We start from the raw sequence: 12,985 nt of genomic DNA on the forward strand, positions 1-12,985 counted from the left end.
ACATGTGAATCTTGCTATTGCAGTCTTTAGGGGCGACCAGAGCCTGGCATGTCATGGCCTTTAGGACCAGCGCCGTGGTCGCGCATGTTTAAACTGCGGTCCCGTTCTCCAGCATCACCAGAGCACCGACGATGAGTGCATGCATCCCCCGAATCAGTTCTTGCTCCATTTCGCTTTCTTCTGCATCGCGGTCTGCATTCTCGATAGGTTCTCGATCGGCGACCGAATATACCGTGTCCGACACCGCGATGCAGTGAAATGCCACCGTGGCGAGTAGCCAGCGAGCTTGTTCCTTTGAAAGATCATAGCTGCCTGCGATGTGGTTTTGGTGCTCATCGATCTTTGTGATCATGGGTTGAGTAGCCGCCAACCGACGGAACACATAGGGTGCCAGCCCAGGATATGCCTTGATGAACTTTCGGATTGATGCGGCAAACGCGATCAGATAGTCCTTCAGTTCTTCGGGCTGTTTGTTGTCGGGTTGTGGGATTTGCCAGCGACTGAATATCTCCTCGGCGACCAGCGATTTGAGCGCTTCTAAACTCGGAAGGTGCTTGTACAGCGCCATATGACTCACCCCTAGGGCGGCCGCAACACCGACAAAAGTGATGTTTGGCAGGCCTATTTCAATGCCGACCTCGGCAATTCGTTGGCGTGTGATGGTTGGTGGGCGTCCCCGCGTGGCACGCTGTTGTGGTGATTTCATCTCTGCTCCTCGGTCGTAGCGGTAGCTACGATCTCATTCTAACCTATTTTTTAGCTATTTAGTTTAGTGGTTGCAACTAATTCGATAATTAGTTTATAGTAATGAAACTAATTATCATTCGTATGTAGTTGGTGTGCCGATCAAGATCAGGTTTTTTGTTACAAAACCGCTTGCTGGCTAGAACAAAACGCCTGTTGATGGCGCGTCTTTTTAGCTCGAATCACGGGCTTGTTTTGTTTTTATTTATTGGAGTTTTATTTCTTGAGCACGAATAAGGTAGCTGTAGTCAAGACCAAAGAAGCGAGTCCAATCAGCCAAGTATTGAGCCCCATTCGTGGGCAATTGGCCGTGGCCGCGATACTCGCTGGCGTGGGCAGCATGCTGACGTTGGTGCCGCTGGCTGGTATCGCGAATATCGCTAAGATCGTCCTTGGCGATGAGAGTATCGCGGCAGCTGGACAAGCGCAGGACGACATTTGGTGGACGCTTAGCATTAGCGTGCTCTGCATGTTTGTCGGTATGGCGCTGCTGTTTGCTGCTGAGCTCAGCGCCCATCTAGCCGACAATCGCATTACCTATCACTTGCGTCTTGCCACCGTCGATCGCTTGACACGGGTGCCGCTGGGCTGGTTTACAGGCCGAGCGTCGGGCGAGGTTAAGCAGGCGATGCAAGACGACATCGCTACGCTACATAGCTTGAGCGCACACTTTTTCACTGCTGTCGGGCGTGCCGTAGGCGCCATTTTAATTTCGCTTATCTATCTGTTGGCACTGGATTGGCGGATGGCCATCGCCGCACTGTTGCCGTTTCCGGGCTTCTTCTTATTCTTGCATTTCGCCATGAAAACCGGTGGTGCCAACATGCAGCAGTTCGTCGCTCGACTGGCACGGATCAATGCCGCGACGGTCGAGTTTGTGAATGGTATTCCTGTGGTGAAAGCATTCGGCGCAGCTGGTAAGGCGCACGCAGGTTATCGAGAGGCCGTGGATGCCTTCGCCGATGCCTTCGTTCGTTTCACCCGTCCGCTGGTCGCAGCGATGGCTCATGCTCATGCGATGATCGCCCCAGTAACGGTGTTGGGCATTGTGCTGGCCTTTGGTGCGGTGTTTGTGAGCCTTGGCTGGCTTGAACCGGTAGAGGTGCTGCCGTTTGCCTTAGTGGCACCGGGGATCTGCGCGCCGCTGTTGCTATTACACACCTTGCTGCACGATCTTGGCAGCGCCACGGGGGCTGCGCAGCGGGTGCTGGCATTGCTAGAAACGCCGGTGCTGGAAACGCTGGAACCGGACCAGCAGCAGCTCCCGACCGGTCATCAAGTTTGCTTCGAGAAAGTCAGCTATTGCTATGGGGAGAACTCTCAGGCTCTGACGAATCTCAGTTTTACGCTGGAGCCGGGCACTGTCACGGCGATTGTTGGCCCCTCGGGCGCGGGTAAATCGACTCTGGCGCGTTTACTGCTCCGCTTTTTTGACCCGAGCGAGGGACGAATCACCCTTGGCGGTGTGGACTTACGGCACATCGAGACTTCGCAACTCTATCGCCGCATTGGCTTTGTGTTACAGGAGGTGAACCTGATCCATGCCAGCGTGCGCGATAACATTGCGCTGGGGCGGCCAGCGGCCAGTCAACAGGAAGTTGAACACGCGGCGCGGGCCGCCAACATCCATAAGCGTATTCTCGCTTTGCCGCGTGGCTACGACTCGGTCGTGGGTGAGGATGCTCAGCTTTCCGGGGGGGAGTGCCAACGGCTCAGCATTGCCCGCGCCGTGCTACTCGATCCACCGCTGTTGGTGCTCGACGAAGCAACGGCGGCGGCTGATGCCAGTAACGAAGTGGCGATCCAAAGTGCGCTGTCACGCTTCGCGCAGGGCCGTAGCTTACTGGTCATCGCACACCGGCTCGACACCGTGATGCACGCCGATCGGATTTTGGTACTCGAAGACGGCGCGATTACCGAACAAGGCACCCATCAGCAGCTACTCGCGCAGGATGGATGCTATGCGCGGTTATGGGCTAAAGGCGATTACCAAGGGTCAGCAGTATCGGAGGCGCAGCCATGTTAAAGACATTGATTGAGTTGTTGGGCGAGGATGCTCTGGTATTGCGGCGCTACATTTGGATGGCGGTTATTTATGGCGTGCTCTGCGGGTTGACCATGACCGCATTGGTGCCGGTGCTGCTCCATCTGTTGGGCGGCGATGTGCCGCAGATGGTGCCATGGTTAATCGTGCTACTGAGCTGCTTAGTTATTTGCTGGGTCTTGCGGCGCTACGTGGAGCAAGCTGGTGTTCGAGTGGGGGTGGCCATCTTGCGGGGGGCACGCCATCGCCTCGGTAACCATGTGGCAGAATTGCCAGTCGGCTGGTTCTCGCCACAGAATACGGCTCGACTTAGTCACGTTGTTACGCAAGGGATGATGGCCGTGGCTCAGCTTCCGGCACATGTGTTCACCCCAGTCATTGCTGGCGTGGTTACGCCGATGGTGCTGGTGGTCGCTTTGTTTATGCTGCACTGGCCATTGGGCTTGATTGCGTTGTTGGCCTTGCCACTACTGACGGGAGTGCTTGCCCTCACCGCGAAGCTCTCGCGCCGCGCCGATGATGCCTTTCATCGACATTTTGCCGATGCGAGCCAGCGGGTGGTGGAATTTGCTCAAGCTCAGTCTGTGTTACGTGCCTTTAACGGTGAAGGTGGTGGCATGCGCTTGCTGGAGCAAGCGCTAGAGAAGCAACGCCAATCGGCAGCGCGATTGATCTGGCTGTCGGCCGGGTCAACGGTCCTTAATACTTGGGCCGTGCAGGCGGTGTTTGCCGGCTTACTGCTCGCAGCATCGTGGTGGTTGAATAGACACCTTGAGGGAGGCATGGCAACCAGCAGTATCGCTGCGGTCATCGTCGCCCTGTTGCTGGTCAGCCGCTTTATCGACTCGCTGCTGGAAGTGGCCAGTTATAGCGAGGTGTTGCGAAGCGCGCGTGGCCAGCTGGATACGATTGGTGAGTTGTTTGCGGTTGAAGCCTTACCGCAGCCTCACATATCGCAGACACCGCGCGATGCCTCGGTGGAACTGCGAGCAGTACATTTCTGTTATGCGCCAGGCGAGCCTGATGTATTACGCGGGGTGAGCATTCGTCTCGAAGCGGGCAGTATGACCGCGTTGATCGGTGAATCCGGCTCCGGAAAAACGACCCTGGCTCGGCTCGTGGCGCGTTTCTTCGACACGACTCAAGGCAGTGTACTGGTTGGTGGTGTGGATGTTAAACAGATGTCCAGCACACAACTGACAGCGCAAATCAGCCAAATCTTTCAGGACAACTACTTATTTATAGGCAGCATTGCTGAGAATATCCGCATTGGCAAACCCGATGCCAGTGATGCAGAGCTACTCGAGGCGGCGCGCTTGGCAGGTGTCGTCGAGATCATTGAGCGTTTACCACAAGGGCTGGATACCCCTGTTGGTGAGGGCGGGGCGCGTTTGTCCGGTGGCGAGCGACAACGCATCGCCATCGCCCGTGCGCTACTCAAAGATGCGCCAATTTTGCTGGTCGATGAAGCGACTGCTGCGCTAGACGCGGAAAATCAGGCAGTGATTGCCGAGGCTTTGGCACAGCTGCGCGGCCGATGCACGCTGCTGGTGATCGCCCATCAGCTGTCTACGGTGGCAATGGCTGATCAAATAGTGGTACTGGAAAAGGGCCTGATTGTCGAGCAAGGAACACCGCTGCAGCTGCGCCAGCAGCAAGGACAATACACGCAGTTCCTCGGTCAGCGCAAAGCAGCAAAAGGTTGGCGTATTGCTGCCGCATCAGATGGCGTGGATTACTGATGCGTGCCAGCCTATTTGGCGTGTTCTGCCTACTTTGTGGTACATCGTTGCTGCTCGGTGCCCAGCAAATGGCATGGTCTCAGGTGTTTTCGCTATCCAGTGATACTTGGCTGACCTTGACCGCGAGTCGGCTGCCACGCTTGGCGGCGTTGGTGCTAACCGGCGTCGGGCTGTCGGTCTGTGGCGTGATCCTGCAGCACATCGTGCGCAACAAGTTTGTCGAACCAGCAACCTCGGGTGGGCTGGATGCAGCCAAGCTCGGCATTTTAGTGGCATTAACCGTGGCACCGAACACTGGGACAGTAGGGCGGATGTTGTTCGCGCTGGCCTTTTGCTTCGCAGCAAGCTTGATCTTTGTGGCGATTATCCGCCGCATTAAATTCAAAAACTCGATCCTGGTCCCTGTGATGGGCTTGATGTACAGCGGTGTGCTCAGTGCTATCGCCGAATTCTATGCTTATCGCAACAACATACTGCAAAGTATGCAGGGCTGGTTGCTGGGTGATTTTTCTAAGATTGTTCAAGGTAACTACGAAATCATCTACCTGATCCTCCCGATCGTGGCATTAAGCTACCTGTACGCGCAACGCTTCACGGTGCTGGGGATGGGGGAAGGCATGGCGACAAGCCTAGGACTGAACTACTCGGTCACGGTGAGTCTGGGCTTGATGCTGGTGGCAGTCACCGTGTCAGCCACAGTGATTACCGTGGGGGCAATTCCCTTCGTTGGTCTGGTTATTCCCAATTTGGTCGCACTGCACTATGGCGACAACCTCAGTCACAGCTTGCCTGTGGTTGCGCTGAGCGGTGCATCATTGTTGCTGGCCTGTGACATTCTCGGTCGGGTGCTGATCTACCCATTCGAGGTGCCTATTGGCTTAACCGCAGGCGGTGTGGGTGGCGTGTTATTTCTGGTGTTGATCTTCAGGAGGCTGCGATGAAACGCATCACTTCTGGCTATGCTGTGTGGATGATAGTCATCGGATTGGCTATCTGCTTCTTGTTTTTCCGCTCGGGACTCGATTTTGATTATGTGATTCCTAAGCGCTGCTCCCGATTGGTGGCGATGCTGATTGGTGGCGCCTGTGTTGCCTGGTCATCGATCGTGTTCCAAACCATCACCGGCAACCGGATCTTGACGCCAGCGACCATGGGCTACGAGGCGGTCTATCTGCTATTTCAATCGCTGCTGATCCTCGTCATGGGGACGCAGAGTCTGGTGGTACTGGGTGCAAACGGCAACTTTTTATTATCTATCGGCTTGATGCTCGGCTACTCCTGGGTCATCCATCGCTGGCTATTCCGAGAGGGTCAGCATGATGTGTATTTGCTGTTGTTGTTGGGGCTGGTACTCACGATGGTGATCAGCACCTTCACCTTATTTGTTCAATTCCAGGTCAGCCCTGGTGAGTTCTCGGTACTGCTCGGCTTTAGTCAGGCGTCTTTTGGCAAGGCAGAGCCTGAGCAGTTACTGGTTGCGTTGATGCTGGTTGGCGCGGTGTGGATCGTTGCATCTAAGACCTTGCCAACGCTGGATGTGCTTTCCCTAGGGCGCGAGCAAGCGGTATCTCTTGGCGTAGATTACCAGCGCTCGGTGCGGCTCTACCTTGCTTTGATCGCCGTACTGGTGGCGGTTTCGACGAGTCTGCTTGGGCCTACCGCCTTCATGGGCATCTTCGTTGCCAATACCAGCTATGCACTGGCTGGTAGTTTCAAGCATCGGGTTACCTTAGCGACTGGCTGCGCGATTGCGGTTGGCATATTTATCCTGGCCCAGCTTGCAGTTGAACACATCTTTAATTACCGAACTACCGTCGGCATCTTGGTCAACCTGGTATGCGGCGTCTGGTTTCTGGCGCTGATGATGCGCAAACGAGGAACGACATGATTACCGTTAATCACCTTTCCAAAGCTTATGGTGACAGAACCGTACTTTCCGATGTAAATCTGCGCTTCCCAGCGCAGCAGCTCACGTCGCTGATCGGCCCCAACGGCGCGGGTAAAACGACCTTGTTGATGACGATTGCCCGGCTGCTAAAGCCAAGCCATGGCGATATTTTGATTGAAGGTTGTCGAGCATCGGAGCTGCCTATTGGTGACTACGCCAAGCGTGTCGCTACCTTGCGCCAGTCACCGGATTTTAACTTGCGGCTAACGGTTGAGGAACTGGTCGGCTTTGGCCGCTTTCCTTATAGCCGAGGCGCGCTGAACGCTGACGATTATCGGACGATCGACGAGGCCATCGCCTTCTTGACGTTGGAGCCGCTCCGTGAAGCTTATCTCGACGAACTCAGTGGCGGGCAGCGTCAGATGGCTTTTTTAGCCATGACGATCGCTCAGCAGACACCGTGTCTGCTGCTGGATGAGCCCTTGAATAATCTCGACATTAAGCATGCCGTGAAAATTATGCGTGCGCTGCGTCGTTTATGTGACGAGCAGGGGCGCACAGTCATTTTGGTGGTACACGATATCAATTTCGCAGCCAATTACTCCGACCACATTGTGGCGATGAAGGGCGGTGCGGTGCATTGCTCCGGCTCGGTGTCGGAGGTTGTGACCGAGGCGCGGTTGGGTGAGCTATACGAGCTAGATTTTGAGATCGCGCAAAGCGAGCGCGGATGCCTATGCAACTACTTTAACCCATTAGGAGAACTGAAATGAGTTTCAACCACCGACAAAGGCATTGGGCCTTGGCTTTGCTGATGAGCGTCACGTTCGCCATACAGGGCTGCCAGCCGCAAGCCGAAGAATCGGTAGCCAAAAGTGCACAGTTAGCAGCGACTAGTCAGTCTTCGTTACCCGCCTATCAAGCGATTACGATCCAGCACCAACTGGGCAGCACCGTGATCAACAAGTTACCGCAGCGGGTGGTTGCTCTAGATATGAATGAAGTTGATTTTCTCGATCAATTGGGGATTCCGGTTGCAGGTATGCCCAAGGATTTTGTTCCACATTTTCTTGCGAAGTATAAGAGCGCTTCGCAAGTGGTGGATACAGGCGCGATTGTTCAGCCCAATCTGGAGCGGGTACATGCGGCCAAGCCCGATCTGATCCTGATCACTTCACTACAGGCCAAGCATTATAAAGAACTGAGCGAGATCGCCCCGACCATCCACTTCGACGTGGACTATCGGGATAGCCGAGTTAGGCATATCGAGGTTGTTAAGGAACACCTTCTGAGCTTGGGGCGAATCTTTGGCAAACAAGCACTGGCCAAGCAGAAAGCCCTTGAGTTAGAAGCCAAGGTTGAAGAGGCTAGGCGCATCATCCAAGGTCGTCCCGAAAAGGCCTTGATCGTGCTACACAACAACGGCGCTTTTAGTTCCTTTGGGGTGCAGTCCCGCTACGGCTTTGTATTTAATGCGCTGAATGTAAAGTCGGCCAGCCCGAAGGGCGCAACCGGCTTACATGGTCAACCAATTTCCAGTGAGTTCATCCGGCAGGCCAATCCAGACGTGATCTACATCGTGGATCGCACCGCCGTGATGGAGCACCGATCAGCTTTGAACGCCGAGACGCTCGGTAATCCCTTACTGCGGCAAACCAATGCTTGGAAAAATGGGCGCGTCGTTTTTGCCGATAGCGAGGCTTGGTATGTCACGGCAGCCAGCCCTAGCTCTTTAGCGCTGATTATCGATGATGTCGTTGCTGGCTACCAAAACTGAGTCATTTTAGCGGGTCTCGCGGAGCGTACCCAAAGCGTAACAATCTCATTTGAAAGCATATTTTTATCACCTAGCGGTGAGCTAATTCAATTTAAACTTGAAAGGAGTCAGACATGACAAAACGTCGATATAAGCATCGTAAGCAAGGCCTTGTGCGGCAGACAGCGTCTGCAAATTCTATATTTGCCGCTCATTCTCCCGCTGTCTTGAACCAAAAAAAATTGCTACTCGGGCTCACGCTCAGTGCCTTGACTGTGGTGGCATCACCAGCACTGGCGCAAACCAGCGATAAGGAAACCAATGCCAATAAGCAACAGACCTCGTCTCGTGCTGCTGAAGATGTGACCGTTTTATCCCCGCTGAAGGTGGTTGGGGCAGCCCCCTACGCCGGAGGACAAGTGTCTACTAGCGGTCGTATGGGTTTGCTCGGCGACAAAGATTTTATGGATACACCGTTTAATACGATTAGCTATACAGAGCAGTTTATCGCAGATCAGCAAGCCAGGGATATTAGTGAGGTGATCGCTAAAACCGATCCCACGGTGTTTATGAGTGGCATCCCAGGTGAAAGTAACGAAGGCTATTCGATCCGCGGTTTGCCATCCAGCGTTGGTGATGTGACGATTAACGGCTTGGCTGGCATGGCGGCCTATTATCGCAATTCGCCGGAAATGTTCGAACGTGTCGAAGTACTCAAAGGACCTTCTGCTTTGCTTAACGGGATGCCGCCGAAGGGATCTGCGGGGGGCGCAGTTAACTTGGTCACCAAGCGTGCCGGTAACGAGGCATTAACGCGCTTTACGCTTAATTACATGTCTGACTCGCAGTTCGGTGGGCATGTCGATCTAGGTCGTCGCTTCGGCCAGAAAAAGCAATTTGGGATCCGTTTCAATGGTGTGTATCGTGATGGCGATACTGCGGTGAATACGCAAGACAAAAAAGTCTCGCTAGCTTCACTCGGGCTGGATTGGCGCGGCGATCGGGCGCGGCTGTCGGTCGATCTTTATCGTAGTATGGAGCGCTCGAATGGTTTGACTCGGGGGATCACTCTAGCCCCCGGTTTGGCGGTACCCACACCACCAAGCCCCGATGTTTCGTGGAACCCGCCCTGGGCTTTCTATGAAAGTACCGATAAAGGTGCCATGCTGCACAGCGAATACGATCTAAGTGACCAACTCACAGCTTATGTGGCTGGGGGGATTAGCAAGACCGAATTTGACTCAAATATGGGCGCTGCTCAAGTATTTAATGAAGCGGGAGACTTTCGGATTAACTTCAGTGGCGTGTCCGACAAAGTGGAGAGAAAGTCGGCAGAAATTGGACTGAAAGGTCAGCTTCGAACGGGTCCGGTGGGCCATCAGTTTGCGCTTAACAGTACCTATTACGATGAAGATTATCAGTTGAACGGTTTTAGAAACCTTTTGCCGAATGCTTGGGTGACAAACATCTACAACCCGGTATGGGGCCCAGAAGTCGAACGTCCTAGCAATATCCCTGCGCTTACCAAAACCGATACTCGCTTGACCAGCTTTGGCTTAGCGGACACATTGTCGGTTTTTGATGAGCGGCTACAACTAACGCTTGGCTTACGCCGTCAACAGGTGAGCAATGACAGCTATAACGGTGCAACCGGACAGCGGATAGGGCTTGCTTATGACGAAAGCGCCATCACGCCGGCAGTGGCTGTTCTTGTTAAAGCCACCGAGAAAATGTCTGTTTATGCGAATTATATTGAGGGGCTTAGCCAAGGTGCGATGGCACCCAATACAGCGGCAAATGCGGGTGAAGTGTTCGCGCCCTTCAAAACCAAGCAGAAAGAGTTTGGATTTAAATTCGACTTCGGTGAATTTGCCCACACGCTTAGTTTGTACGAAATTGAGCGTCCGAGCAGCTATACCGACCCCGTCTCTAACGTTTTTTCTTTCGGAGGGGAGCAGCGTAACCGCGGAGTGGAATGGGGTTTCTTCGGTTCACCGCTGGATAGCGTACGCTTGATGGGGGGGATTGCCTACTCGGATCCAAAGGTGATGAAGGCTGCTGACCAAGCCAATGAGGGCAAACAGGCAACGGGCGTGCCTAAATGGCAGGCGAAGCTGGGAACGGAGTGGGATATACCAAGCATGCAAGGTCTAACATTGACCGCCAATCTAAACGCGGCTTCCAAGCAGTATCTTAGTGCAGACAATTCGCTATCGGTTTCTGGCCGTACCGTGTACGACCTCGGCGCACGTTATGTCACCGAGCTATCGGGTCGTCGACTAACCATGCGAGCTGCGGTTACCAATTTGACCAACAAGGCGTATTGGGCAAAGCCTAACTTCACCAGCTTGGCGATGGGCGCACCGCGAACCTTCCAGCTATCAACAACGCTGGATTTCTAGCTAAACCATTAATATCGTCACCAAACTGGCATGGCCGTGAAGCGAAGCATCGGCAGCTTTTGTTTGCCATTGCAGGAAAACGCCAGCGGCCACTGCCTTTCATGGTGCCAAGGTGAACGACCGGCACTGGGTGGCTAGTTTATCGCCTATTCGTCGGCGATAGTTCGTCGGGGATAGTTCGTCGGCGATAGTTCGGCCGCTGTGCTTGCTTGGTTAAGCGGGATCTAAGGTGTTGTTTGTTTATTTGGTGATTTCTACGGTGGGGCTTAACGGGCGTAACTTGAGTTGCGGGAAAGGTGAGCCCCACACGCTGGTTCTGCCTCATCAACGAATAGCAACGTGTTAGACCCGCTGCTCTAACCGGTTTATATAACGATTGAAAAAGTACTTTAAGGCCCAGCTGATTATGATAGCTGTTGGTCTGCGAGCTCTTTTGTCATAAAGCGACTGTTGGGATCTTCTGTGTAGTCGGAGAAAGGCCCACAATAACTAAATCCAAACTTCTCGTATAGGCTTCGAGCCGGTTTGAAAAACGCCTGTGAACCCGTTTCTAAGCTTACCTTCCGATAACCATTTTCAGTGGCAACATTTAGCACATGAGTGAGGAGTTTGCTGGCAACACCAGACTTCCTGGCAGAATGAGCAGTTCTCATCGATTTTAGTTCTATATGTTCAGATGTAAGTTGTTTGATGGCCAAACACCCTTGTAACTCGTTGCCTAACCAAGCGCTGAAAAATGTTACTTCAGGCGCCTTGAGGCCGTCGACATCAAGCGCATGGACACTTTCGGGGGGAGAGGTGGCATACATATCTGCAAGATGCTCTTCCAATAACTGAATGACCTCACCACCGGATAGATCGTCAATGATTATTTCCATCTTTTGGTTTTTACTCCATTGGTATAATTTTTATTGGATAGCGAAGCTTATTAGATAGCGAAAGTAACAATTTGTATAGCTATGATCTGGGCAATTTCGTTAATGCTTAAAGCCGTCGCTTATTCACATGAGCCAAGCAAGCTACCAGCATTTTCAATTGAGTCACAGAAATGAGTCCACCTACGCCAAACAATATCATCTGTAGAGGCTCGCCTAAGTGCTAAAATCCCTTGTGGGGACGCAAAGCCCACATCAAGCGTTTGGCTTGCCAAGCCCCAGTAATACTTCTGCTTAACCACCCATTAGTTCAAATTATAAAAAGCTAGAAAAATGTGTTGTTTGTTCCGCTTCAGTATATAGCCCTATATCTTTTTTAATATAAGCGTTTAACTGGCTAACCAGAGTTCTATTTTTATTTGTTCTTATAATAAAACACTTAAGTTTCAATTGATTAATCAGATTTATTCTCTTGGTTTGCCTACGTTCCAGCATCAATTTAACCTTGATTCCGTATTAGATATGACTATTATCAAGCTAATAAAGGGCTATTACGAACAACAATTTATGACAGGAACTATAAGTACAGCTTATGGACAATCGACTGCGTTATCTTTCCGCTCTTCGCTACTTTGAAGCGGCATCTCGACTAAAAAGTTACAGTAAAGCTGCCGACGAATTGTTTGTCACTCAAGCCGCAATCAGCCAAAAATTACGACAGTTGGAAGAGCGCTTAGGGTGTAAATTGTTTATTCGTCGTGGGCGTGAAATGCAGCTAACCGACAAGGGACAAATACTTCAAAAGTATGTCACCGATGGTTTTAAAAATTTAATCACCGGACTGAATCGAATTCAAAACGAACCCTTGGAAGGTGTACTCAATGTGAGCGCTCCTCGTTCATTTTCGACACGTTGGTTGATGCCTCGATTGTGGAAATTTACGATGGAGTACCCACATGTTCCAATTCGAGTGCAAACGGTCAAAGCGATCGATATTCGCCACACCGAAACCGATGTATTAATTTGGCAGGGAAATGAGAGTGTTGCGCACCTTGATTTAGAGCAAGAAACACTATTTGAAGAAGCGATTTTTCCTTATTGTTCTCCACAACTTGCTAAATCAATGCAGTTTGAGCGTCCAGCACAACTGCTCGATTGCTGGCTGATTGATTTTCATTCTGCCTCTTTCAGCTGGGATCAATGGTTTCATCGTGCAAAGGTGAGTGCTAAAAGAGAAGCACTTCAATGGATGGAAGTGAGTACTTTTGATATGGCTATCAACGCCGTTGTCGGCGGCCATGGTGCATGTTTAGCGACGGAAAGCATTTCCGCAGATTTTGTTGAACGAGGTTTATTAGTTAAGCCATTTGATATTGGATTGAATCCAGGTATTTGCTATTCCGTGATTAGCGATCCTTCTTCCTCACGTGTGCGACGAATCCATGCGTTTAAATTGTGGCTACACAAAGAACTAAATGACCATTAGTGGCGTTGTTGAAAGTGGTTGCTGTAAGCCATATAGAGCTGTCTGGCT

10 protein-coding genes are annotated in these 12,985 nt (G+C 52.2%); 8 read left to right on the forward strand and 2 right to left on the reverse strand.

Features of this window, described 5'->3' with window-relative positions; genetic code table 11:
- Positions 1 to 88: 88 nt before the first annotated feature.
- Entirely contained in the window at positions 89 to 706 is a 618-nt protein-coding gene (locus ACRRSY_RS02815; RefSeq protein ID WP_432454685.1) for a TetR/AcrR family transcriptional regulator, read from the reverse strand.
- Between the two features lie 261 nt (positions 707 to 967).
- Here ACRRSY_RS02815 and ACRRSY_RS02820 point away from each other — a divergent pair, with 261 nt between their 5' ends.
- The 7 genes from ACRRSY_RS02820 (at position 968) to ACRRSY_RS02850 (ending at position 10,576) form a co-directional block, all read left to right on the forward strand.
- A complete protein-coding gene (locus ACRRSY_RS02820) occupies positions 968 to 2,770 on the forward strand; it encodes an ABC transporter ATP-binding protein (RefSeq protein WP_432464313.1) in 1,803 nt (600 codons plus the stop codon).
- Complete coding sequence (locus ACRRSY_RS02825; RefSeq protein ID WP_432464314.1) at positions 2,764 to 4,530, forward strand: ABC transporter ATP-binding protein; 1,767 nt, start codon at positions 2,764 to 2,766, stop codon at positions 4,528 to 4,530. Before ACRRSY_RS02820 ends, ACRRSY_RS02825 begins: the two co-directional genes overlap by 7 nt.
- Entirely contained in the window at positions 4,530 to 5,471 is a 942-nt protein-coding gene (locus ACRRSY_RS02830) for an ABC transporter permease (RefSeq protein ID WP_432464315.1), read from the forward strand. Before ACRRSY_RS02825 ends, ACRRSY_RS02830 begins: the two co-directional genes overlap by 1 nt.
- A complete protein-coding gene (locus ACRRSY_RS02835; RefSeq protein WP_432454681.1) occupies positions 5,468 to 6,418 on the forward strand; it encodes an iron chelate uptake ABC transporter family permease subunit in 951 nt (316 codons plus the stop codon). The genes ACRRSY_RS02830 and ACRRSY_RS02835 overlap by 4 nt, the downstream gene beginning before the upstream one ends.
- Entirely contained in the window at positions 6,415 to 7,191 is a 777-nt protein-coding gene (locus ACRRSY_RS02840) for an iron ABC transporter ATP-binding protein (protein WP_432464316.1), read from the forward strand. The genes ACRRSY_RS02835 and ACRRSY_RS02840 overlap by 4 nt, the downstream gene beginning before the upstream one ends.
- Positions 7,188 to 8,195 (forward strand): siderophore ABC transporter substrate-binding protein, encoded by a 1,008-nt coding sequence (locus ACRRSY_RS02845; RefSeq protein ID WP_432454679.1) that lies wholly within the window; start codon positions 7,188 to 7,190, stop codon positions 8,193 to 8,195. Before ACRRSY_RS02840 ends, ACRRSY_RS02845 begins: the two co-directional genes overlap by 4 nt.
- Before the next feature lie 113 nt (positions 8,196 to 8,308).
- Positions 8,309 to 10,576, forward strand: a complete 2,268-nt coding sequence (locus ACRRSY_RS02850; protein WP_432464317.1) for a TonB-dependent receptor — start codon at positions 8,309 to 8,311, stop codon at positions 10,574 to 10,576.
- Positions 10,577 to 10,980: 404 nt separating this feature from the next.
- Here ACRRSY_RS02850 and ACRRSY_RS02855 read toward each other — a convergent pair whose 3' ends face one another.
- Positions 10,981 to 11,454, reverse strand: coding sequence for a GNAT family N-acetyltransferase (locus ACRRSY_RS02855; RefSeq protein ID WP_432464318.1), 474 nt, complete (start codon positions 11,452 to 11,454; stop codon positions 10,981 to 10,983).
- A gap of 589 nt (positions 11,455 to 12,043) precedes the next feature.
- Between ACRRSY_RS02855 and ACRRSY_RS02860 the strand changes: the two genes are divergently transcribed.
- Positions 12,044 to 12,937, forward strand: coding sequence for a LysR substrate-binding domain-containing protein (locus ACRRSY_RS02860; RefSeq protein WP_432464319.1), 894 nt, complete (start codon positions 12,044 to 12,046; stop codon positions 12,935 to 12,937).
- Positions 12,938 to 12,985: the final 48 nt, after the last annotated feature.

Origin of the sequence: Agarivorans sp. QJM3NY_33 (assembly GCF_050870865.2) — a bacterium.
Taxonomy (GTDB): Bacteria; Pseudomonadota; Gammaproteobacteria; order Enterobacterales; family Celerinatantimonadaceae; genus Agarivorans.